Consider the following 21,065-nt stretch of genomic DNA (forward strand, 5'->3'; position numbering starts at 1 on the left):
CGGCGGTCGGCGGCCTGCCGGATCTGCGGTCGGCGCGGTGGTGGTGGGGCACGACGGGCTCCTCTCGGGCGGTGGGTTCCCCCGTCCCTTACCCGCCCGCACCGGGCGGAACCGTCAGGAGGGGGCGACACCCTGCCCTTCCGCGGGCACGAGACGGGCGAGGTAGGACGCGAAGCCGCCGTCGACCCGGCTCTCCGTCCGGGCCGAGGTGCGTACCCGGGTGCCGTCGGTGCCCACCCACCGGCGCCCGGTGGCGCGCACGGCCTCGACGAGGGCCACGTCCTCGTGGACGGGCAGCGGGGGGAAGCCGCCGACCTCGAGGTAGGCGTCGGCCCGCACCCCCAGGTTGGCACCGTGCACGTGCCGGTGCCCCTCGTGCAGCTCGTGCCGCGCCCACCAGGCGCGCAGCACCCGGGGGTCGACGACCTCGTCGGGGACGACGGTGCCGACGACGAGGTCGGCCCCGGCCGCGGCGAGCTCGAGCTGCCGGAGAAGCCAGTGGGTCGGCACGACGCAGTCGGCGTCCGTCCCGGCCAGCCAGGTGCGGTGGGTCGGCGACCCCGACGCCCGCGCGCGGGCCAGACCGGCCGCGACGGCGGCGCGACGGGCGGCCCCGACGGCGCCGACGTCAACGTGGACGACCTCCACCCCGGCACGGGTGGCCACGGAGGCCGAGCCGTCCACGCACCGGTCGAGCGCGACGACCACGCTCACCCGGACGGTGGGGTGCGCCGGGTGCAGCGTCGTGACGGCCGTGAGGACGCTGTCGAGGCAGCGCCCGAGCAGCTCCTCCTCGTCGCGCGCCGGCACGGTGACGACGACGTGGTCGGGCCTCACCGGCGCCCCTCCTCGGTCGCGACCGATGCCGGTCCACCCCAGACGTCGAGGAGGACGTCCGCATCGGAGTACCGGGCGCGGTGCCCGAGGTCGGCGAGCGCCGCGGCGGCCTGCTCGTGGACCAGCGGGCCGTCGAGCGGGATGCCGGCCGTCGGGTGCCGCCAGTGCACGAGCACGACCTCGCCACCGTCGGCCAGGCGCTTGCGGGCCACGCGCAGGGTCTCGAGCAGCTCGGTCGGCCGGAGGAAGTAGCCGACCTCGGACAGCACCACGAGGTCGAACACGCCGGGCGGCACGTCGCTCGGCGCCGTGCCGAGCACCCACCGCACCGACGCGGGCCCGTCGCGCCGGGCCACCTCCAGGGCTCTCGGGCTGACGTCCATCGCCACGACACGGTCCGCCCGCGACGCGAGCTCACGGGTGAGGACGCCTGTCGCGCAGCCGATCTCGAGGACGTCCGGGTAGTGCGGGCGACCGAGCGCCGCCGTCGTCAGGGCCCGTTTGCGGGTCTCGTAGAAGGACCCGAGGTGGTTCCACGGGTCGGACGAGTGGTCGTACATCTCGTCGAAGGGACGGGCCCGGTCGGCGCCCCCCGCGTCGCGGCGGACGGGCAGGGCCGCGGGGTCGGCGAGCAGCACCTCGACCAGCCGGCGCGCGCGGCGCAGCACCGGCCCGGTGACGACCTCTCCGTCGCCCGGTCCGGGGCCGAGCGCCGCGGTCTGCGACCGGTGAGCGTCGAGGGCGGTCGCCTTGCGGTGCAGGTCCTCCGGCGCCGGCTCGACGACGACCGCGCGAGACCAGTCGAGGTCGTCCGGGGTCCCCCAGTGCCACAGCCAGAGCGGGTACGCAGCGACCGTGGCGCCGGTGCGCCCGCCGGCCACGGCGGCGGCCCGGCCGAGCGCGTCGTGGTCGGGGTGGCCGTCGACCCGGACGGGGGCGACGAGCAGGGACCCCTCGTCGCAGCGCTCGGCGAGCAGGTGCACCAGCTGCTCCTCGCAGCCGCTCAGGCCACCGTCCGGCAGGTCGAGGTGCTCGACGACCGCGTTGCCGGCCAGTCGCCGCACGGCCTCCTCGACCTCGGCGCGGCGCACCTGCGCCAGCAGGTCCGGCGTCCAGGCCGTGGCCCCGGGGTGCGAGGCCTCTCCCGCCGTGGCCACGACGACGTGCACCGGGAGCCCGGACCGGTGGGCGGCCGCGAGCAGGCCACCGACCGCGAGGGTCTCGTCGTCCGGGTGGGCCGCGGCGACGACGAGCCGGGAGAAGCGCCCGGCGAGCGCGTCGAGGTCGAGCACCGGGAGACCCGACCACCGGGGGTCGGCGAGCCAGACCGGTTCGGGGGTCCCAGGGTCGTCGTGGGTGAAGGCCGGAGGGGTCGTCGGCGCGGGCGGTTCGGTCACCCGGCGCCGTCCGCGGCCAGCACCAGGCCCCCGAGGGAGGCGAGGTCGCGCTCGGCGTGGTGCTGGCGCAGGTAGACGGTGAGGTCGGCGACCCGCCGGGCGTGCGCCTCGTCCTGCGTCAGCGGCGCCGGCCCGAGCCCGTGCCCCACCGCGGTGAGCACGACCTCCGCCGCGTCGGCGACGACGGCCCGCGTCCGGGCGGCGAGCAGGGCGCCGGCCGCACCGTCCGCCCCGCCGCCACGGATCTCGTCCGCCGCGTGGCGCAGGGCCAGCAGGGAGGTGTGCAGAACGCGGTCGACGGTCCCGAGGTGGAGCTGCGCCACCTGGTCCGGCTCCCGGCGGCCGGCAGCGGCCCGCAGCGCCCCGGCGAGGGCCGCCGCACCACCGAACCAGACGGCGGCCACACCGATTCCACCCCACGCGAACCCGGGGCGCCCGAGGTACCAGTCCGGCCCCCCGAGGCGGACGCCCGGCACGTCGTCCAGCCGCAGCGCCCCGGTGGTCACCGCGGCCAGCCCCCGCGACACCCAGGTCGACGCCGCGTGCGTCACCCCGGGGTGCTGCAGGGGGACGACGTGCAGGTGCTCGTCCTCGCCGGAGGTCGTCGTGACCACCGCGTGGCTGACCAGCCCGGCGAGCGAGCACCAGGCCTTGGTCCCGGAGACGCGCTCGACGCCGTCCGCGCCGGGTCGGGCGACGAGGCCGGTCCCCGGAGCCCGCGCCGCGTAGACGCCGAAGGTGCTGTGCCCGTCGACCCCCAGCGCGGACAGGTCGGGGTCGCCGGCCTGGCCGAGGATGGCCACGGCGTCGAGGTGCGGCTCCAGCGCGCGGGCCGCGGTGAGGTCGACGGCCCCGAGCGAGGCGAGGACCGCGAGGTAGCGCCACGGGTCCTCGGCCAGCCCCCGCGCCGCCGATTCCAGGCCGGGGGCCAGCGCCAGGGCCTCCCGGGGCGACGTGCCGGCCACGACGCCGACGTCCTCGAGCCACTCGTCCGCGCGCCACACCGTTCCCACGCCGCCCACCTCGCCCGTCCGTCCCGTCCTCGCCGACGGCGTGGACCCGTGCGTCGCCCCTACCCGCGCCGACCGTGGGACAACCGCTCCCCGCCGGAGCACCCGGGCCGGGCGCACCTGGACCACCGGGGCGCGCCCGGATTGCCCGGCTTCCCGGTGGGGTAGGTGACCGGGACCGAGGAGAGGACCTGCATGCGCACCACACCACCCGGGACCACCGGGGCCGTCGTCACCGGCGCCTCGAGCGGGATCGGCCGGGCGACGGCGCTGCGGCTCGCCCGCGACGGTGTCGCCGTCCTGGTGACCGGACGCGACCGCGCCGCCCTCGACCGCGTCGTCGAGGCCTGCCGTGCGACGGGCGGGAGCGCCAGGGCGGAGGTTCTCGACGTCCGCGACGACGATGCCGTGCGGCGGCTCGTCGACACCGCGGCGGCCGAGCACGGGCGCGGACTGGCGGTCGTCCACGCAGCGGCCGTCGTCGCCTACGGACACTTCGAGGAGGTCCCCGCCGACGTGCTGGCCGACGTGGTCGACACCGACGTCCTCGGCACGGTCCACGTCGCCCGGGCCGCCCTGCAGGCGTTCCGCCGCACCGGCGGCGGTCACCTCGTGGTCGTCGGGTCGCTGCTCGGGGAGATCGCCACGCCGTACATGAGCCCCTACGTCCTCTCGAAGTGGGCGGTGCACGGGCTCGTGCGCACCCTGCAGGTCGAGGTCCGGGACCGGGTCGGCACCCACGTGTCCCTCGTGTCCCCCGGCGGGATCGACACCCCCGTCTACCGGCAGGCCGCCACGGTCCTCGGGCGGCACGGTGCGCCGCCCCCTCCCGTTCGCTCGGAGGACGCCGTCGCGGCACGCGTGGCGCGTGTCCTGCGCCACCCCCGCCGGCAGACGCACGTCGGGCCGGCGAACCCGGTGGTGGTCGCCGGGTTCCGGCTCCTGCCCGGGGTGTTCGACGTGCTCGTCACCCCGCTGATGCGCCGCTTCGGACTCGCGCCGTGGACCGGCCTGCCGCCGACTGCCGGGAACGTGCACGAGGCACGCCATCCCGCCCCCTCCGACCCCGACCCCGAGGAGCACCCCGTGACCGAGCACCACCTGAACCGGCCCCGCGTCTCCCGGACCGTGACGGCGCCGGCCGAGGCGGTCTGGGCCGTCCTCGCCGACGGCTGGCAGTACGCGACCTGGGTCGTCGGTGCCGCCCGCGTCCGCGAGGTCGACAGCACGTGGCCCGCACCGGGCAGCCGGATCCACCACAGCGTCGGCACCTGGCCGCTGACCATCTCGGACACGACGGAGGTGGAGGAGTCGGCAGCCCCCCACCGGCTGGTCCTCACCGCCCGTGGCTGGCCCGCCGGCGAGGCCCGCGTCGAGGTCGAGGTCGTCCCCGACGGCCCGGGCACCTGCACGGTGTCGATCGCCGAGGACGCGAGCACCGGGCCCGGCCGACTGGTCCCGATACCGTTGCGGCAGGCCGCGATCCTGCCGCGCAACCGCGAGACCCTCCTACGGCTGGCCCTGCTGGCCGAGGGCCGGTACCGCGAGGACGGCGCCGCCACCGGCGGCTGAGTCAGACCTCGCGGAGCACCCGGGCCCAGGCAGTCCGGGCGAGCGCCCGCCGCGCCGGACCGAGCACCCCCTGCTGGCCGAGCGCCGCCACGGCGGCGTTCCAGCCACAGGCCCCGTGGACGCCACCCCCGGGGTGGGCCGAGGCGCTGGCGAGGAACAGGCCGGGCAGCGGGGTCTCCGGCCGGCCGAGCCCGCGGGTCGGGCGCATCACGAGCTGCTGGTGCAGCGCGGCGGTGCCGCCGTTGAGTGCGCCGCGGCTGAGGTTCGCATCGGCCGTCTCGAGGTCGTCGGGACGCTGGACGAAGCGCGCGCGCACGGTGGACCCGAAGCCCGGGGCGACCTGCTCGACGGCCGCCTCCACCCGGCGCACCTGCGTGTCGACCGCCTCGGCGTCGTCGGCGAACCGGCGCGGCAGGTGCGTGTACGCCCACGCGGTCTCGGCGCCCTCCGGCGCTCGGGTCGGGTCGGCGGTCGCCATCTGCCCGAGGAGGACGAACGGTCGCTCGGGCATCCGGCCCACCGAGAGGTCGGCGGCGACGTCGACGAGCCCGTCGTCGTCGACGCCGAGGTGCACGGTGCCGCTGCTCGCGAGCGCCGGGTTGCGCCACGGCACGGGGGCGTCGAGGGCCCAGTTCAGCTTGAGCGTGGAGTCGTCCCAGTCGAAGCGGGCAAGGTCGGCGAGCAGCCGCGGCGGCAGGTGCGACGGCCCGACGAGGTCGGTGTAGAGCGTCGTCGCGGGGACGTCGGCGAGCACGGCCCGCCGGGCCCGGATGCGGGTGCCGTCGGCGAGCCGCACGCCGCGGGCGCGACCGCCCGAGACCTCGACGGCGGACACCGGTGTCCCGCAGCGGACCTGGACACCGGATGCCTCGCCGCGGCGGCGCAGTGCGGAAGCCAGCGCTCCGGCGCCACCGACCGGCACGGGGAAGCCGACGTCCTGGCCGAGCATCACGAGCAGCCAGCCGAAGAGGGCGCTACCGGCGCCGTCGGGCGGGACGTCGCTGTGCATCGCGTTGCCCGACAACAGGGCTCGAGGTCCCTCGCCGTCGAACTCCTCGGCGCCGAGGCGCCGGACGGAGAGCAGCGCGAGGCGGGCGAGGTCGAGCGTGCCGGAGACGCCGGCCCGTCGGAGCAGCCGTGCCGCCGGGCGGGCGGCAGGCAGCGGTGTGAAGAGGGCGTCGAGCAGGGGGTCGCGGACGCGGTCCCAGCCGGCGACCATCCGCAGCCACGCGTCGCCGTCGCCCGGCGCGTCGGCCTCGAACGCGGCGGCCGTGTCGTCGGCCGAGGCGTGGAGGACGGCTGCCCGGCCGTCGGGGAAGGCGTGACCGACGACGTCCGGCGAGCGCGCCCAGCGGAGCCCGTGGGCGCCCAGGTCGAGGTCGCGGATCACCGGGCTGGCCGCGGCGAGCGGGTAGAAGGCGCTGAACAGGTCGGACACGAACCCGGGAGCGGTCACCTCGGCGCTGCGGACCGCCCCACCCACCTCGTCCTGCGCCTCGACGAGGACGACGTCCCACCCCGCGTCCCCGAGCGCCGCGGCGGCGACGAGCCCGTTGGGCCCGCCGCCGACGACGACCGCGTCGCACGTGGTCATCGACCACCCGCCGGCGTGCTCACGCGACCGACGCGTGGGGGTCGAGGACGACCTTGACCATTCCGTCCTCCTTGGCCTGGAAGGTGCGGTAGGCCTCGGGGGCCGCGTCGATCGGGAGGTGGTGGGTGGCGAAGCCGTCGACGCCGAGCGGGTCGTCATCGGTGAGCAGCGGGAGGATGTCGGGCACCCACCGCTTGACGTTGGCCTGCCCCATCCGCATCTGCACCTGCTTGTCGAAGAGCGTCATCATCGGCATCGGGTCGCTCATCCCTCCGTAGACACCACTGAGGGAGATGGTGCCACCTCGGCGCACCGCGTCGATGGCGGAGTAGAACGCCGCGAGCCGGTCGATGCCGGTGTTCGTCATCAGCGGCTTGGCGACGGCGTCCGGCAGGAGGCCGACGACCTTGTGCGCCGCCTTGGCCACCGGCGACCCGTGGGCCTCCATGCCGACGGCGTCGACGACCGCGTCGGCACCGCGTCCGCCGGTCAGCTCGCGGACGGCGTCGCCGACGTCGTCGACGTCGCGCAGGTCGAGGGTCGTGACGCCGCGCTCGCGGGCCCGGGCCAGTCGCGTGTCGACCCGGTCGACCCCGATGACCCGTCCGACCCCCCGCTGCAACGCGATCCGGCAGGCCATGTCGCCGATCGGGCCCAGCCCGAGGACGAGGAGCGTTCCACCCGGCTCGGGGTCGGCGTACGCGACCGCCTGCCAGGCCGTCGGCAGCACGTCGGAGAGGTAGACGAACCGGTCGTCGGCCGGGCCCTCGGGGACCTTGACGTGCGTGTACTGCGCCTGGGGCACGCGGAGGTACTGCGCCTGCCCGCCGGGCAGCGCGCCGTAGAGCTCGGAGTAGCCGAACAGCGTGGCGCCCGTCCCCTGGTCGCGGTTCTGCGTGGTCTCGCACTGGCTCTGCAGGCCGTGCTCGCACATCCAGCAGTGGCCGCAGCAGACCTGGAAGGGGATGACGACGCGGTCGCCGACGGCCAGGTCGGTGACCTCGGACCCCACCTCCTCGACGACACCCATCGACTCGTGGCCGAGGACGTCGCCCGGCGTCATGAACGCGCCGAGGGGTTCGTAGAGGTGCAGGTCCGAGCCGCAGATGTTCGTGCTCGTCACCCGGATGACGGCGTCGGTCGGCTGCTCGATCCGCGGGTCCGGGACCTCCTCCACCCTGACGTCCTTCGTTCCGTGCCACACGACTGCCTTCACGGGGTACCTCCATCGTCGGTTGTCCCCGAGCCCTACCCCGGCCTCCGCCGAGGCACACCCCGACGTCGCCGGTGCGTCGTCGTCAGCTGCTCAGGGCACGGAGGGCGAGGAGGTCCTCGGTGGGTCGGCTCGAGCGGACGTTGACCATGAGGTGCGCGACCGCGGGATGGCGTCGCCAGCGGGCCAGCAGGTCGCCGACCGCGTCGAGGGAGCCGACGACCCGGCCCCGGTCGTGGAGCGTCAGGCCCCTCGCGTCCTCCCGCACGATGACGTCGGCACGCACCGCCACCGGCATGCGGCGCGCGCTGACCCGTTCCATCGCGGCGTGGACGTCGTCGAAGGCCCGTTCGTCGCCGAGGAAGGCCATCCACCCGTCGGCGTCGCCGTCGACGGCCCGCCACCGCTCGGCCCCCGTCGTCGCGAGGTAGACCGGTGGGGTGGGGGTCGTCCGGTGTCCCGCGACGAGACCGCTGTCGAGCCGGCCGGCGAGGGCGGCGCGCACCGCCCGCCACTCCGTGGCGAACTCCTCGATGGTCCGGCCACGCAGCCCGAGGGCCGCGTTCATCGGCGGCTTGCCCCCCGTGCCGAGCCCGAGCACCAGCCGTCCACCGGTGTGCGCCTGCGCGGTGGCGACCGCGCGGGCGAGCACGAGGGGGTGCCGCGTGCCGAGGACGACCGAGGCGATGCCGACCACCGGAGGGAGCACGCCGGCCCCGGCGAGGAGCGACAGGTGCGCGAAGGGGTCGGTGCCCTGCCCGGCGTCCTCGTCGCCGTCGGGGACGCAGGGCAGGTCGCGCAGCCAGAGCGCGTCGAGGTCCGGGACGGCGGAGGCCTCGGCGAGGTCGTCCAGCGGACCGGGCGAGCCGGTCCGGTCGGCGACCGGGGTCAGCGGCGCGAGCAGCCCGAAGGTGGCGAGCCCCGCGGGCGGCGACCCGCTCACGACGCCGGGTACGGGTCCGCCCGGAGGAGGCGCGCCAGGTGGGCGGCATGGGCGGCCGCGCTCTGCGTGGCGGACGCCGTGGCCTCGGGCGTCTCGTCGAGGTCCCGGTAGTCGGTGCCCGTCATCGCCTCGCCGTTCCAGAACGTGCAGCCGTTGGCCGGGATGGTGAAGCCGACGTCGTTGAGGGCCTGGTAGAGCACGGCGCAGACGTGGTGCGCGCCGTCCTCGTTGCCGACGACGACGGCGAGGGCCACCTTGCCGAACGTCAGGAGGCGTCCCTCGTCGTCGGTCTCGGAGAGCTCGGCGTCGAGCCGCTCGAGGACGCGCTGGGCGACGCTCGAGTGCTGCCCGAGCCAGGTCGGCGTGGCGAGCACGAGGATGTCGGCCGCCATCACCTGCTCGCGGATGGCCGGCCAGGCGTCGCCCTCCCCCATGTCGAGCTCGACCCCGGGTCGGACGTCGTGGTCGACGACCCGGACGGTCGTGCCGGACACGTCGTGCCCGGCGAGCGCCTCGAGCAGCTGGCTGCTCAGCAGGTCGGTGCTCGACGGCGTGGGTGAGGGGCTCAGGGTGCAGTTGAGGACGAGGGCGGTGAGCTGGGGCACGGTGGTCCTTCCGTCGCGGTGGTCCGACCGCGTGCCCCTACCCGGCGCCGGGTGCCGTCACACCGACCCCGCCGCCGGACGCATCCCGGCCGCTCGTGACGGGTACGTCGAGGCCGTGCACACGACGACGCGACGACAGCAGGCCCGGCAGGGGGACGGGTCATGGTCTCCGTCGACCCGCGCCTCCGCGTTCCGTCGCCTGCAGTCCACGCTCGCGGCCGCCCGGGCGGCCACCGCCCCGGGGACCGCGACGGAGCACGTCGTCGTCTCCCTGCCGTCGCACAGCATGCCGCAACGGCTCCTGGACCACCACGCCTCCCTGCTCCCGGGCCTCGAGCACCGCGCGCTCGTCGACGGTCTGCGGACGGCCCGCAGCCCGGGGGCGCGGGTGGTCGTCGTGACGAGCGAGGAACCACCGGGCTGCGTCCTCGACTGCTACGCGGCTCTGGCTCGCCCGGAGGACCCCGAGGGCGCTCGGCGCAGGATCTCGTCCCTCGTCGTCCCGGACGCCGGCGCACGAGGCGTCGCCGCGAAGCTCCTCGGCTGGCCCGACCTCGTCGAGGAGCTCCGCCGACGGGTCGGGGGCGCGCCGGCGGTCATCGAGCCCTGGAACGTCACGGACGACGAGGTCGACGTGGCGCTCGCCCTCGGCGTCCCGCTCGACGGCAGCCCTCCGGACCTGTGGAGCCACGGGTTCAAGAGTGCGTCCCGGCGCCTCTTCCGCGAGGCCGGGGTCCCGGTCCCGCTCGGCGTCGAGGACGTGCACGACGCGACGGAGGTCGCGGCCGCCGTCGCCGCCATCCGCCGTGATCGCCCGAGTCTCGAGGACGTCATCGTCAAGCTCGACAACTCCGGTGCGGGCGAGGGGAACTGGACGATGGCGACGAACGCTCCCACCGGACAACCCCTCACGGTGGACCAGCTGGCTGCCCAGATGGCCTCGCGGGCGCCGGAGTGGTTCCTCGCCGACCTGGCCTCCGGCGGCGTCGTCGAGGAGCTGGTGACCGGTGAGGTCCTGACCAGTCCCAGCGCCCAGGCGGAGATCCGCCCGGACGGCGAGGTGGTCGTCCTGGCGACGCACGAGCAGGTCCTCGGGGGAGGCAGCGGCCAGGTGTTTCTCGGGAGCCGCCTACCGGCCGACCCGGCCTACGCGGCGGAGCTCACCACGCACGTCACGTCGGTCGCGTGCGTGCTCTCGCAGCTCGGGGCCGTGGGTTGGCTGACCGTCGACTTCGTCGCGCGCCGGGGCCGGGGCGGCTGGGCCCTCGCTGCCGTCGACCTCAACCTCCGCCGGGGCGGGACGACCCACTCCTACACCGCTCTTCGGTACCTGGTGCCCGGCTCCTACGACCCTCGTGCGGGGCGCTGGGTCGCCGACTCCGACGGCAGCACGCGGACCTACCGCTCAGGTGACGCCGTCGAGGTCCTGGCGGGCCGGGAGCTGTCGCCGGAGCGGGCCATCACGTCGCTCGAGGTCGCGGGGCTGGGCTTCGACCACGCCCGGGGCGCGGGCGTGCTCCTGCACGGCTTCCCCTCGCTGGCGAGCCACGGGGCCATCGGGGTGACCGCGATCGCCCGCACGAGTGAGGAGGCGGAGCGGCTCTTCGCCGCCGTTCCGCCAGCCCTCGGCCGGACGGCCGACCGCCGTCCATGACGGAGCATCCACGCGAACTCCGGCGCCGCGCCCTTCCGCGTCCCGACGCCCGGACAGAGCAAGGCCCCGACCGCGTCTCCGCCGGCCGGGGCCCGTCCTACTGTCTCAACACAGTGCGCGCCCGAAGGGATTCGAACCCCTAACCTTCTGATCCGTAGTCAGATGCTCTATCCGTTGAGCTACGGGCGCCCGTCACGCACGCGGCGCAACGACTGAGCAGACTACCGGAGCCCGCCCGCCCCGAGAAATCGGCCCGGCCTACCCCCCTGGGTCAGACCTCGACGGGGTCGTAGCAGTCGTAGGTCTCGAGCCGGGCGATGCGCCCGTCGGCGACGGTGACGAACTGCGCCACCCGGGCGTGCAGGACGGTGCCCGCCGGCCACGACCCCGCGTCGACGGCGAGCTCACCGGTCCAGTCGAGGCGGACGACGACTGCGTCCCCCGCCTCGAGGACGTCGAGCACGTGGAAGCGCTGGCCGGCCAGGAGCCCGGCACCGGCGACGGACGCGGCGACCATCGCCGCCCGGTCCGAGGACCCTCCGCGCGGAGCGACGAGGTTCGGGTGTGTGACCGTCCGGACGTCGTCGGACCAGAACCGCGCGAGCGCCTCGCCCTGCTCTCCCGACTCGAGGGCTTCGAGGAAGTCCCTCACCAGCTGCGCGTGCGACATGCCGCCGACATTACGTCCACAACCTTGGTTGTGCAAATGGCAGGATGGCGCCGTGCCCTCCCTCCACCTCGACGACCTCGACCTCCCGGTCCTCGTCCTGCTCGGTGCCCGCGCCACCGACCCCTGGCTGCTCGCCGCGAGCGCTCCGCCCGGCGTCCGGAGCCTGCACGGCTACGTCGTCCAGCACCTCGTCGAGGACCGCCCGACCGTCACCGACCTCGCCGGACGCCTCGGCGTGACCCAGCAGGCCGCGTCCAAGTGGGTCGCCGAGCTCGAGGAGCTCGGGCTCGTCGAGCGCCGGCCGGACCCCGCCGACGGGCGGAGCCGCCGGGTGGCCCTCACCGACGCGGGACGGGCCATGGTCCGCTCCGCGCGGGCGGCGCGCCGGTCGCTGGAGGAGCAGGTGGCCGACCGGGTCGGGGACGCCGACGTCGCCGTCGCCCGCCGGGTCCTCGCCGCGCTGCTCGACGTCGTCGGGGCCGGGGAGGCCGTCGCCCGTCGCTCGGTGCTCCCACCCTCCTCCGAGGGGGATCAGAGCACCTCCTGAGCCGCACCACGGCGGTCTTGTGAACACTTTCACAAGCGCGGTCCGCCGCACCGTCCCGGTCCTACCGTGGAGGTGAGGCTCCCCGCGGTGGGCGGCCGAGGTTCCCGCCGAACGCCCGTCGCCCGGTGCCGACCACACACCGGCAACGGCGGAAGGACCCACCTGATGACCACCATCGCGACGACGACCCCGCGCACGACCCACGCCGACCTGCAGTCCTGGGTCGACGAGGTCGCCGCCCTCACCCAGCCGGACGAGGTGGTGTGGTGCGACGGCTCGCAGGAGGAGTGGGACCGCCTGACCACGCAGCTCGTCGAGAACGGCACCTTCGTGCGGCTCGACCCGGCGAAGAAGCCCAACTCCTTCCTCTGCCAGAGCGACCCCACCGACGTCGCCCGCGTCGAGGACCGCACCTTCATCGCCTCCGAGCGCGAGGAGGACGCGGGCCCGACGAACAACTGGGTCGACCCCGCCGAGCTCAAGGCGACGATGACCGAGCTCTACCGCGGCTCGATGCGCGGTCGGACGATGTACGTCATCCCCTTCGTCATGGGCCACCTCGACGCGACCGTCCCGATGTTCGGCGTCGAGGTCACCGACTCCGCGTACGTCGTGACGAACATGCGGATCATGGCCCGTATCGGCACCCCCGTCCTGCAGACGATGGAGGAGCTGCAGGCGCCCTTCGTCAAGGGCCTGCACTCGGTCGGCGACCCCCTCGTCGACGGCCGCCCCGACGTCCCGTGGCCGTGCAGCGACACCAAGTACATCGCGCACTTCCCCGAGACGCGCGAGATCTGGTCGTACGGAAGCGGGTACGGCGGCAACGCCCTGCTCGGCAAGAAGTGCTACGCCCTGCGCATCGCCTCGGCGATGGCCCGCGACGAGGGCTGGATGGCCGAGCACATGCTCATCCTCAAGCTCACCTCGCCGCAGGGCACGACGCACTACGTCGCCGGCGCCTTCCCGAGCCAGTGCGGCAAGACCAACCTCGCGATGATCGAGCCGGCCCTCGAGGGCTGGAGCGCCGAGATGGTCGGCGACGACATCGCCTGGATGCGCTTCGGGCCGGACGGCCGGCTGTACGCCGTCAACCCCGAGTTCGGCCTCTTCGGCGTCGCGCCCGGCACCGGGATGCACACCAACCCGCAGGCCGTGCGGACCATCGAGCAGGGCAACTCGATCTTCACGAACGTCGCCCTGACCGACGACGGCGACGTGTGGTGGGAGGGCCTCAGCGAGGCCCCGCCGTCGCACCTCACCGACTGGAAGGGCAACGACTGGACCCCCGAGTCCGGTGTGCCGAGCAGCCACCCGAACAGCCGCTTCACGACCCCGGCCAAGCAGACCCCGATGATCGCCCCCGAGTACGACAACCCGGACGGCGTGCCGATCGACGCGATCCTCTTCGGCGGCCGCCGCAAGACGACCGTGCCGCTCGTCTACGAGTCGCGCGACTGGGCGCACGGCGTGTTCGTCGGCGCGACGCTCTCCTCCGAGACCACCGCCGCGGCCACCGGGGCGGTCGGCGTCGTCCGCCGCGACCCGATGGCGATGCTGCCCTTCATCGGCTACCACGCCGGCGACTACATGCAGCACTGGCTCGACATCGGCGCGCACGCGGACCCCGCGAAGCTGCCGAAGATCTTCCAGGTCAACTGGTTCCGCCGCGACGAGGAGGACGGGTCCTTCCTCTGGCCGGGCTACGGCGACAACGCCCGCGTCCTCAAGTGGGTCGTCGAGCGGCTCGACGGCACGGCCGACGCGGTCGAGACGCCGGTCGGACTCGTCCCCACCCCCGGCGCGATCGACACCACCGGTCTCGGCATCGGCGACGAGCAGCTCGCCAAGGCCCTGCGCGTCGACGTCGAGGACTGGAAGGCCGAGGTCCCCCTCATCGAGGAGTGGTTCGCCCGGATCGGTGACCGTCTCCCCGCCCCCCTCGCCGACGAGCTCGCCACCCTTAAGGAGCACGTCGAGCAGGCCTGACCCGCAGCACGACGGGGCCCCGCCGGATCGCACTCCGGCGGGGCCCCGTCGTGGGCTCAGGTGGTCGGCGCGGTGCCGTTCGCGTCGCCGGGCGTCGACTGCTGCGACCCGCCGGGCAGCTGCCCCTGCCGGCCGGGCAGACCGCTGCCGGAGCCGTCACCGTCGTGGTCACCGTCGTGGTCGCCGAAGCCGTGGTGGTCGCCGTCGCCGTCGCGGTCCCGGGGCGCGCCGGGGACCTGGCCCTGCCCACCGCCGGGGAGCCGGCCCTGGCCGGGGCCGCCGGGGAACTGGCCCTGCCCACCCCGGCCCCCGAGGTCGCCGCGGCCGCCACCGTCGGACTGGGTGATGGCCGCCGTCGCACCGGCCGCCCCGAGCGCCCCGATGCCCAGCGCCGCGACGAGCGCGACGACCGTGCGTCGGCCCGACCAGCGCCCGGGCGAGCCCCAGCCGGACCACGGGCGACGCCACGCCGCGGCAGGCGCCGCTCCGTGGGTCGCCACGGCCTCCCACGACCGGCCGGCGGCCGGGGACGGGGTCGAGACGTCGGGCGCGGGTCCGGGCACGGCCTGGGTGGCCCAGTCCGGCGTCCCGGGGGACGACGCGTCGGGCCCGTCGTGCTCGCGGCTCTCGCTCATCGGTGGTCTCCTTCGTCGGGCGGGTGCTCGCGGCACCGTGGCAGCCCCACCTGTGGCGGACCTGTGGCGCAGCCAGCACGACGCTGGCAGCCTGTGGACGTGGCACACAGGAAGCGCACAGGCGGCGCATCGGATCGGCCCAGCCCGCGCGCACAGACTCCTCCCATGCAGACCCGCCCGCAGACCGCCCCCGCACCCGCCCTCGCCCGCCTCGACGGCAGCCCGGTGCGGGTCCTCGTCGTCGACGACGAGCCCAACCTCACCGAGCTGCTGTCGATGGCCCTGCGGTACGAGGGCTGGGAGGTGCGCAGCGCCGCCTCCGGCATCCAGGCCGTGCGCGCGGCCAAGGACTTCGGGCCCGACGCCGTCGTCCTCGACATGATGCTGCCCGACTTCGACGGCATGGAGGTGCTCCGGCGGATGCGCGCCGACGACCCGAACGTGCCGGTGCTCTTCCTCACCGCGAAGGACGCCGTCGAGGACCGCGTCGCCGGGCTCACCGCCGGCGGCGACGACTACGTCACCAAGCCGTTCAGCCTCGAGGAGGTCGTCGCCCGGCTGCGGGCCCTCATGCGGCGCACCGCCGTCGCGACCGCCGAGAGCGACTCGCTCCTCGTCGTCGGCGACCTGACGATGGACGAGGACAGCCACGAGGTGACCCGTGGCGGCACCGAGATCCAGCTGACGGCCACCGAGTTCGAGCTGCTCCGCTACCTCATGCGCAACCCGAAGCGCGTGCTGTCGAAGGCCCAGATCCTCGACCGCGTCTGGAACTACGACTTCGGCGGCCAGGCCAACGTCGTCGAGCTCTACATCTCCTACCTGCGCAAGAAGATCGACGCCGGGCGCACCCCGATGATCCACACGATGCGGGGCGTCGGCTACGTCCTCAAGCCGGCCGAGTGACCCGATGACCCCACGCCCCCACCTGCCCGTGGCGGCCCACCCGCCCTCGCGGTGGACGCTGCGCACGCAGCTGCTCGTGGCCGTCCTCGCGCTCTTCACCGTCGTCATGCTCGCGACGAGCGCGCTGACCGTGCTCGAGACCCGCCGCTACCTCGACTCCCAGCTCGGCCAGGACCTCCAGAGCGCCCTCGGCCGCGCCGGCGACCGCGGTGGCGTCTTCGACGACGACGGCGACGGCCGGGTGCCCCACGGCAGCGGACCACCCGGCGCCCCCGGCTCCGACCGGGTGCTCGTCCTCGGCCTGGCCGCCGACGGGTCGGTCGCCACCGACTCCCGCGGCAACGCGCTCAACTCGGTGACGCTGCGCGACGGCGACGGGCAGCTCGACACCGCGCAGATCGCGACCGTCACGGACGGCCTCAAGGGCAGCGAGGCCGTGCACATCGACCTCGGCGGCGACCTCGGCGAGTACCTCGTGACGTCCCGGACCCTTTCCGGCGGAGGGCAGTTCATCGTCGGCGTGTCCACGGAGCCGGTCGACCGGCTGCTCTCCAAGCTGCTCGCCCTCGTCGTCGGCGGCACCGCCGTCGGGCTCGTGCTCGTCGGGGCCGGCGGGGCGCTCGTCATCCGCCGCAGCCTCGCGCCCCTCGACCGCGTGGCCGCGACCGCCCGGCAGGTGTCGGGCCTCCAGCTCGACTCCGGCGACGTCTCGCTCGCGGTGCGCGTCCCCGAGGCCGACGCCGACGGACGCACCGAGGTCGGCCAGGTCGGGCTGGCACTCAACACGATGCTCGACGACGTCGAGTCCGCGCTGCAGGCCCGCCAGCAGAGCGAGATGCGGGTGCGGCAGTTCGTCGCCGACGCCTCCCACGAGCTGCGCACCCCGCTGGCGTCCATCCGCGGCTACGCCGAGCTGACCCGCCGCGAGAGCGAGCCGGTGCCCGGCACGGTGACCCACGCGATCGGCCGGGTGGAGTCCGAGGCGCTGCGGATGCAGGAGCTCGTCGAGGACCTGCTCCTCCTCGCCCGGCTCGACTCCGGCCGCCCCCTCGAGCGCGAGCCCGTCGACCTCAGCCTGCTCGCCGTCAACGCGGTGAGCGACGCCCACGCCGCCTCGCCGGACCACACGTGGGAGCTCGACCTGCCCGACGAGCCGGTCGAGGTGACCGGCGACGGGGCACGGCTGCACCAGATCCTCGCCAACCTGCTCGCGAACGCGCGCACGCACACGCCGTCCGGCACGAAGGTCGTCACGCGGTTGCGGCCCGAGGGCCGGATGGTGCGCATCTCGGTGTCCGACAACGGCCCCGGGATCCCCGACTCCCTGCAGGCCAAGGTGTTCGAGCGCTTCACCCGCGGCGACGACTCACGCAGCCGGGAGAAGGGCTCGACCGGGCTCGGGCTCTCGATCGTCGCGGCCGTCGGTCAGGCGCACGGCGGGCGGGTCGAGGTCGAGTCCGCACCCGGGGCGACGACCTTCTCGGTCCTGCTCCCCGCCTGACCCCTCCGGGCCCGGTCGTCAGAGGGTCAGGCGGTAGGCGATGAGGTCGACGTCGGGGCGCGGGCTCCAGTCGCGCTCGGGCACGCGGACGAACCCCATCCGCTCGTAGAGGCGGTGGGCGGCGGTCATCCAGGTCCCGCTCGAGAGGACGACGGCACGACACCCCTCGGCGCGCGCGAGCCGGACGCACTCGTCGCTCAGCAGGCGGCCCACCCCACGCCCCCGCGCCTCGGGAGCCACGGCCAGGGTGCGGACCTCGGCCTCGTCCGGCCCGCCGATCTCCGAGAAGGGGGTGCCCGGGCGGACGAAGGTGACCGTGCCGAGCACCGACCCCGACTCCTCGGCCACGAGCAGCTCGGCGTCGCGGGCGCGGGCGCCGGCATCGAGCAGCGTTGCGGCGTAAGGGTGCTCGGGCGACATGCCGCCATCCGCGGCGTAGGCCGCGAGGGTCAGCCGCCCGACGGCCTCGAGCTCGTCGGGGCGGGCAGGACGGACGACGGGAGCGGCCACCGCGCCATCTTCGCACCGGGTCAGACCCCCGCGACAGGCGAGCCACAGGTCGGGCACAGGAGCCGGCCCGAGCGTGGGGTCATGGACACCGCCACCCTGCCCACGACCTCCCGCGACGAGGCCCCCGCGCCGCCGGCGAGCGCCGGTCCCCCGCCCCGGCCCCGTGGCGGCGCGCGCGGCCGGCAGCGGCTGACCCGCCTCGTCCGCGGACCCGAGGAGGACCCGCGCTGGGCCCGCCCGGCCCTGCTCGCGCTGCTCGTCGTCACCGCCGGGGCCTACCTGTGGAACCTCACGGCCAGCGGCTGGGCGAACAGCTTCTACTCGGCGGCGGTCCAGGCGGGCAGCACGTCGTGGAAGGCCCTCCTCTTCGGCAGCTTCGACGGCGGCAACGCCATCACCGTCGACAAGCCGCCGGCCTCGCTCTGGGTGATGGCCCTCTCGGTGCGCCTCCTCGGCCTCAGCTCCTTCGCGATGCTCCTGCCGCAGGTGCTCATGGGCGTCGGGACGGTGGCCGCCGTGCACGCGTCGGTGCGTCGGTGGTTCGGCCACGGCGGAGCCCTCCTCGCCGGCGCCGCGATGGCCCTGACCCCGGTCGCCGTCCTGATGTTCCGCTTCAACAACCCCGACGCCCTCCTCACCCTCCTCATGGCCCTCGCGGTCTGGGCGACCCTGCGCTCGCTCGAGTCCGGCTCGTACCGGTGGATCGCCCTCGCCGGCGCGTTCACGGGCCTCGGGTTCCTCACGAAGACCCTCCAGGTCCTGCTCGTCGTCCCGGCCGTGGCCCTCGTGTGGCTGTTCTGCGCCGACACCCCGGTCCGCCGGCGGGTCGTCGGCGGGCTCCTGTCGGTCGGCGCGTTCCTCGTCTCGGCCGGCTGGTGGGTGGCGGTCGTCGAGCTCGTGCCCGCCTCGATGCGTCCGTACATCGGTGGCAGCCAGACGAACTCGTTCCTCGAGCTGACCTTCGGCTACAACGGCCTCGGCCGCCTCGACGGGTCCGAGGTCGGCCGGGTCGGCGGCGGTGGAGGCGGGGGCGGCGGTGGCTTCTCGAACGGCACCGGCCTGACCCGGATGTTCGACTCCTCGGTCGGGGGCCAGATCTCGTGGCTCATCCCGGCGGCGCTCGTCCTCCTCGTCGGCGGCCTGCTGCTGCGCGGCCGGGCTCCTCGCACCGACCGCCGGCGGGCGGCCTACCTCGTCATGGGGCTCTGGCTCGTGACGACCGCCCTCGTCTTCTCGCTGATGCAGGGCATCTTCCACGAGTACTACACCGTCGCCCTCGCCCCGCCGATCGCCGCCCTCGTCGGGATGGGCGCGGCCGAGGCCTGGCAGCGACGGCACGAGGCGCTCGGCGCCCTGACCCTCGCCGCCGGGACCGCTGCGGGGTCGGTGTGGGCCTTCGTCCTGCTCTCCCGCACGACGGCGTACGGCGGGTGGCTGCGCTTCGGCGTCCTCGCCCTCGGGCTCGCGGCGACGCTGCTGTTCCTCGTCGTCGGCCGGCTGCACCGCCGGGCCCTCGTCGTCGTGGCGGGCATGGCGGTCGTCGCCGGGCTCGCGGGCCCGACGGCCTACGCGGCGACGACGCTCTCGACCGGCCACAGCGGGTCCATCGTCACCGCCGGCCCGTCGACCGGTGGACCGGGGGGCGGCGGCGGGATGCCCGGCGGCGGCCCCGGCGGCACCCCGCCCGGTGGCACGGCGGCGACCAACCCCAACGGCGGCACGACGCCCTTCGGCGGCGGCACGGCCCAGGGTGGCACGACCGGGGGCACCACGCCGGGTGGCGCGACCGGTGGGGCCGGCGGGCCCGGCGGACGGGGCGGGATGGGCGGCCTGCTCGACGCCACGACACCGGACGCCGACGTGGTCGCCGCCCTGACCGCCGACGCCGACCAGTACACGTGGGTGGCGGCCGCGGTCGGGTCGCAGAACGCCGCCGGGCTCCAGCTCGGCACCGGGTACCCGGTGATGGCGATCGGCGGCTTCAACGGCTCCGACCCGTCGCCGACCCTCGCCCAGTTCCAGCAGGACGTGGCCGACGGCCGCATCCACTGGTTCGCCGCCGGTGGTGGCTTCCGCGGGCAGCAAGGTGGCTCGGACGTCGCGGACCAGATCAACACGTGGGTGTCGGAGAACTTCACCGCCGTGACGATCGGCGGGTCGACGTTCTACGACCTCACGCAGCCGACGGCGGCCGGGCAGTGACCAGCCTCGTGACGCGCCCGGTGGCCGACGCTGCCCGAGGTGCCCGCCCGGCCGTCACCCGCGAGCTCGCCGTCTTCGCGGTCGTCGGGCTGGCCAGCACGGGCGTGCATCTCGGCGGGTTCGTCGTCCTGCGCCACCTCCTCGACTCGGCGCAGGTCGCCAACACGGTAGCCCTGCTCGTCGCGGCGGTCGCGAACACCTGGGCCAACCGGCGCTGGACCTTCGGCATCCGCGGACGCGACGGCGCGGCCCGACACCAGGTGCAGGGCCTGCTCGTGTTCGCCCTGACCCTGGGGATGACCTCGGGAGGGCTGGCGCTGCTCGGGGTCCTCGCCCCCGGGGCGCCGACGTGGGTCGAGACCGGGGTGGTCGCCGCGACGACGGCCGCCGCGACCGCCGTCAAGTACCTCGCGATGCGCTGGTGGGTCTTCGCGCCGGCTCAGAGCTCGAGGAGGACGAAGGAGCCGGCCGAGTCCTCGAAGTGGACCACGCCCGTCCAGTCGTCACCGTCGACCGTGCCGGTGCAGACGACGACGGTCGAGCGGGCCACCGACGGGGTGTCGGGGCAGTCGATGTCGTCGACGACCCACCCGAAGTCGCGCTCCGCTCCGTCGACGACCCACTCGAGGCGGTCACCCGACAGGGCGGATCCGGCGGGGAGGGCGGTCACCTGGCCGCGCACCGACTCGTAGTAGGCGTCGTCGGCACCGGAGAACGCCCCGTTGCCCGCGAGGACGACCGCGACGACCGACAGCAGCACGGAGATGCCGGCGGCCACCGCCGCCCCGATGGCCCAGCCGAGGGCGGTCGACGCCTTGGCCCGGGCTTGCTCGGCGCCGGCCGGCGTCGCGAGCGGCAGCGGGGCCAGGTACGACGCGTCCGGCACGGCCGTCGGTGTGGAGACGGCGGTCGGCGAGGGCGGCTGCGGGAACGGCGGGGTCGTCACGGCCGGAAGTGTGCCAGCGCCCCGGGGGTCGCGTCCGGCGAACACCCTCGGCCGAACGGACCGCCTCGGGCGGCCCCTCCGGTCTCGGGAGGTGGGTGCTTTTGCCCGCCGCTGCGCCGCCGGATACCCTGTGCAGGCGTTGGAGGCGTCGCCTAGTCCGGTCTATGGCGCCGCACTGCTAATGCGGTTTGGGTCTCAAGCCCATCGAGGGTTCAAATCCCTCCGCCTCCGCCAACGGAAAGTCCCCCGGGAAGCTTGCGCCCCCGGGGGACTTTCCATTGGCGGAGGCGGGTGGATGCCGGGAGGGCGAGGGCGTCGGCGAGGGACGAGCCGA

18 protein-coding genes, 2 tRNA genes and 1 pseudogene are annotated in these 21,065 nt (G+C 75.2%); 9 read left to right on the plus strand and 12 right to left on the minus strand.

The genetic code is table 11. The features are described from left to right. Positions 1-114: 114 nt before the first annotated feature. The 3 genes from JQN70_RS14275 to JQN70_RS21020 are packed head-to-tail and all read right to left on the minus strand — an operon-like array spanning position 115 to position 3,247. Positions 115-837 (minus strand): glycosyltransferase family 2 protein, encoded by a 723-nt coding sequence (locus tag JQN70_RS14275; RefSeq protein WP_204132025.1) that lies wholly within the window; start codon positions 835-837, stop codon positions 115-117. Next, the gene (locus tag JQN70_RS14280; protein WP_204132026.1) at positions 834-2,234 is read right to left on the minus strand and encodes a PIG-L family deacetylase; all 1,401 of its coding nucleotides are present in this window, start codon (positions 2,232-2,234) and stop codon (positions 834-836) included. The genes JQN70_RS14275 and JQN70_RS14280 overlap by 4 nt, the downstream gene beginning before the upstream one ends. Next, positions 2,231-3,247: an acyl-CoA dehydrogenase gene (locus tag JQN70_RS21020; RefSeq protein ID WP_204132027.1), complete on the minus strand. Its 1,017-nt coding sequence runs from the start codon at positions 3,245-3,247 to the stop codon at positions 2,231-2,233. The genes JQN70_RS14280 and JQN70_RS21020 overlap by 4 nt, the downstream gene beginning before the upstream one ends. A 192-nt stretch (positions 3,248-3,439) precedes the next feature. Between JQN70_RS21020 and JQN70_RS21025 the strand changes: the two genes are divergently transcribed. After that, entirely contained in the window at positions 3,440-4,816 is a 1,377-nt protein-coding gene (locus JQN70_RS21025; protein ID WP_204132028.1) for an SDR family NAD(P)-dependent oxidoreductase, read from the plus strand. A 1-nt stretch (position 4,817) separates the two neighbouring features. Here the strand turns inward: JQN70_RS21025 and JQN70_RS14295 are convergent, their stop codons facing one another. From JQN70_RS14295 to JQN70_RS14310, 4 genes are all read right to left on the minus strand, one after another. After that, positions 4,818-6,410, minus strand: a complete 1,593-nt coding sequence (locus JQN70_RS14295; RefSeq protein ID WP_204132029.1) for a phytoene desaturase family protein — start codon at positions 6,408-6,410, stop codon at positions 4,818-4,820. Positions 6,411-6,429: 19 nt separating this feature from the next. Further along, positions 6,430-7,626 carry a zinc-dependent alcohol dehydrogenase gene (locus tag JQN70_RS14300; protein WP_204132030.1) on the minus strand — a complete coding sequence of 399 codons (1,197 nt, stop codon included), beginning with the start codon at positions 7,624-7,626 and terminating at the stop codon, positions 6,430-6,432. Between the two features lie 82 nt (positions 7,627-7,708). Next, positions 7,709-8,566 (minus strand): LLM class flavin-dependent oxidoreductase, encoded by an 858-nt coding sequence (locus JQN70_RS14305; RefSeq protein ID WP_204132031.1) that lies wholly within the window; start codon positions 8,564-8,566, stop codon positions 7,709-7,711. Beyond that, positions 8,563-9,171: a flavodoxin family protein gene (locus JQN70_RS14310; RefSeq protein ID WP_204132032.1), complete on the minus strand. Its 609-nt coding sequence runs from the start codon at positions 9,169-9,171 to the stop codon at positions 8,563-8,565. Before JQN70_RS14310 ends, JQN70_RS14305 begins: the two co-directional genes overlap by 4 nt. Between JQN70_RS14310 and JQN70_RS21030 the strand changes: the two genes are divergently transcribed. Beyond that, the gene (locus JQN70_RS21030; protein WP_204132033.1) at positions 9,158-10,825 is read left to right on the plus strand and encodes a peptide ligase PGM1-related protein; all 1,668 of its coding nucleotides are present in this window, start codon (positions 9,158-9,160) and stop codon (positions 10,823-10,825) included. The two genes, JQN70_RS14310 and JQN70_RS21030, sit on opposite strands and share 14 nt — an antisense overlap. 116 nt (positions 10,826-10,941) lie before the next feature. On the opposite strand, the gene JQN70_RS14320 is transcribed toward JQN70_RS21030, so the two are convergent. Further along, positions 10,942-11,014: transfer RNA gene (locus tag JQN70_RS14320), tRNA-Arg, on the minus strand. Between the two features lie 82 nt (positions 11,015-11,096). After that, positions 11,097-11,495, minus strand: a complete 399-nt coding sequence (locus JQN70_RS14325) for a nuclear transport factor 2 family protein (RefSeq protein ID WP_204132034.1) — start codon at positions 11,493-11,495, stop codon at positions 11,097-11,099. A 52-nt stretch (positions 11,496-11,547) separates the two neighbouring features. On the opposite strand from JQN70_RS14325, the gene JQN70_RS14330 reads away from it, so the two are divergent. Together JQN70_RS14330 and JQN70_RS14335 are read left to right on the plus strand one after the other, a co-directional pair. Then, on the plus strand, positions 11,548-12,042 hold the full coding sequence (locus JQN70_RS14330) for a MarR family winged helix-turn-helix transcriptional regulator (RefSeq protein ID WP_307835994.1): 495 nt from the start codon (positions 11,548-11,550) through the stop codon (positions 12,040-12,042). A 165-nt stretch (positions 12,043-12,207) separates the two neighbouring features. After that, positions 12,208-14,031, plus strand: a complete 1,824-nt coding sequence (locus tag JQN70_RS14335; RefSeq protein WP_204132036.1) for a phosphoenolpyruvate carboxykinase (GTP) — start codon at positions 12,208-12,210, stop codon at positions 14,029-14,031. A 56-nt stretch (positions 14,032-14,087) separates the two neighbouring features. Here JQN70_RS14335 and JQN70_RS14340 read toward each other — a convergent pair whose 3' ends face one another. Further along, complete coding sequence (locus JQN70_RS14340; protein ID WP_204132037.1) at positions 14,088-14,666, minus strand: hypothetical protein; 579 nt, start codon at positions 14,664-14,666, stop codon at positions 14,088-14,090. Positions 14,667-14,831: 165 nt separating this feature from the next. On the opposite strand from JQN70_RS14340, the gene JQN70_RS14345 reads away from it, so the two are divergent. Together JQN70_RS14345 and JQN70_RS14350 are read left to right on the plus strand one after the other, a co-directional pair. Further along, positions 14,832-15,572: a response regulator transcription factor gene (locus JQN70_RS14345; protein ID WP_204132038.1), complete on the plus strand. Its 741-nt coding sequence runs from the start codon at positions 14,832-14,834 to the stop codon at positions 15,570-15,572. Between the two features lie 4 nt (positions 15,573-15,576). After that, a complete protein-coding gene (locus JQN70_RS14350) occupies positions 15,577-17,073 on the plus strand; it encodes a sensor histidine kinase (RefSeq protein ID WP_204132039.1) in 1,497 nt (498 codons plus the stop codon). Between the two features lie 18 nt (positions 17,074-17,091). On the opposite strand, the gene JQN70_RS14355 is transcribed toward JQN70_RS14350, so the two are convergent. Further along, entirely contained in the window at positions 17,092-17,583 is a 492-nt protein-coding gene (locus JQN70_RS14355; RefSeq protein WP_307835995.1) for a GNAT family N-acetyltransferase, read from the minus strand. An 81-nt stretch (positions 17,584-17,664) separates the two neighbouring features. Between JQN70_RS14355 and JQN70_RS14360 the strand changes: the two genes are divergently transcribed. Both JQN70_RS14360 and JQN70_RS21165 read left to right on the plus strand, forming a co-directional pair. Then, the gene (locus JQN70_RS14360) at positions 17,665-19,785 is read left to right on the plus strand and encodes an ArnT family glycosyltransferase (RefSeq protein WP_204132040.1); all 2,121 of its coding nucleotides are present in this window, start codon (positions 17,665-17,667) and stop codon (positions 19,783-19,785) included. A gap of 20 nt (positions 19,786-19,805) precedes the next feature. Further along, a pseudogene (locus JQN70_RS21165) lies at positions 19,806-20,204 on the plus strand (GtrA family protein); the annotation flags it as partial. 20 nt (positions 20,205-20,224) lie between these two features. Here the strand turns inward: JQN70_RS21165 and JQN70_RS20245 are convergent. After that, positions 20,225-20,731 (minus strand): hypothetical protein, encoded by a 507-nt coding sequence (locus JQN70_RS20245; RefSeq protein ID WP_239111595.1) that lies wholly within the window; start codon positions 20,729-20,731, stop codon positions 20,225-20,227. A 141-nt stretch (positions 20,732-20,872) separates the two neighbouring features. Here JQN70_RS20245 and JQN70_RS14370 point away from each other — a divergent pair. Then, positions 20,873-20,965: transfer RNA gene (locus JQN70_RS14370), tRNA-Ser, on the plus strand. Positions 20,966-21,065: the final 100 nt, after the last annotated feature.

The organism is Phycicoccus sonneratiae, from assembly GCF_016887965.1.
In the GTDB taxonomy this organism is placed as follows: Bacteria; Actinomycetota; Actinomycetes; order Actinomycetales; family Dermatophilaceae; genus Phycicoccus; species Phycicoccus sonneratiae.

Bases quoted from the DNA above. Each gene is read 5' to 3' on its own strand.
- JQN70_RS14350 (WP_204132039.1), top strand. From the start codon at position 15,577: ATGACCCCACGCCCCCACCTGCCCGTGGCGGCCCACCCGCCCTCGCGG.
- JQN70_RS14295 (WP_204132029.1), bottom strand. From the start codon at position 6,410: ATGACCACGTGCGACGCGGTCGTCGTCGGCGGCGGGCCCAACGGGCTC.
- JQN70_RS14345 (WP_204132038.1), top strand. From the start codon at position 14,832: ATGCAGACCCGCCCGCAGACCGCCCCCGCACCCGCCCTCGCCCGCCTC.
- JQN70_RS14360 (WP_204132040.1), top strand. From the start codon at position 17,665: ATGGACACCGCCACCCTGCCCACGACCTCCCGCGACGAGGCCCCCGCG.
- JQN70_RS21025 (WP_204132028.1), top strand. From the start codon at position 3,440: ATGCGCACCACACCACCCGGGACCACCGGGGCCGTCGTCACCGGCGCC.
- JQN70_RS14335 (WP_204132036.1), top strand. From the start codon at position 12,208: ATGACCACCATCGCGACGACGACCCCGCGCACGACCCACGCCGACCTG.
- JQN70_RS14340 (WP_204132037.1), bottom strand. From the start codon at position 14,666: ATGAGCGAGAGCCGCGAGCACGACGGGCCCGACGCGTCGTCCCCCGGG.
- JQN70_RS14325 (WP_204132034.1), bottom strand. From the start codon at position 11,495: ATGTCGCACGCGCAGCTGGTGAGGGACTTCCTCGAAGCCCTCGAGTCG.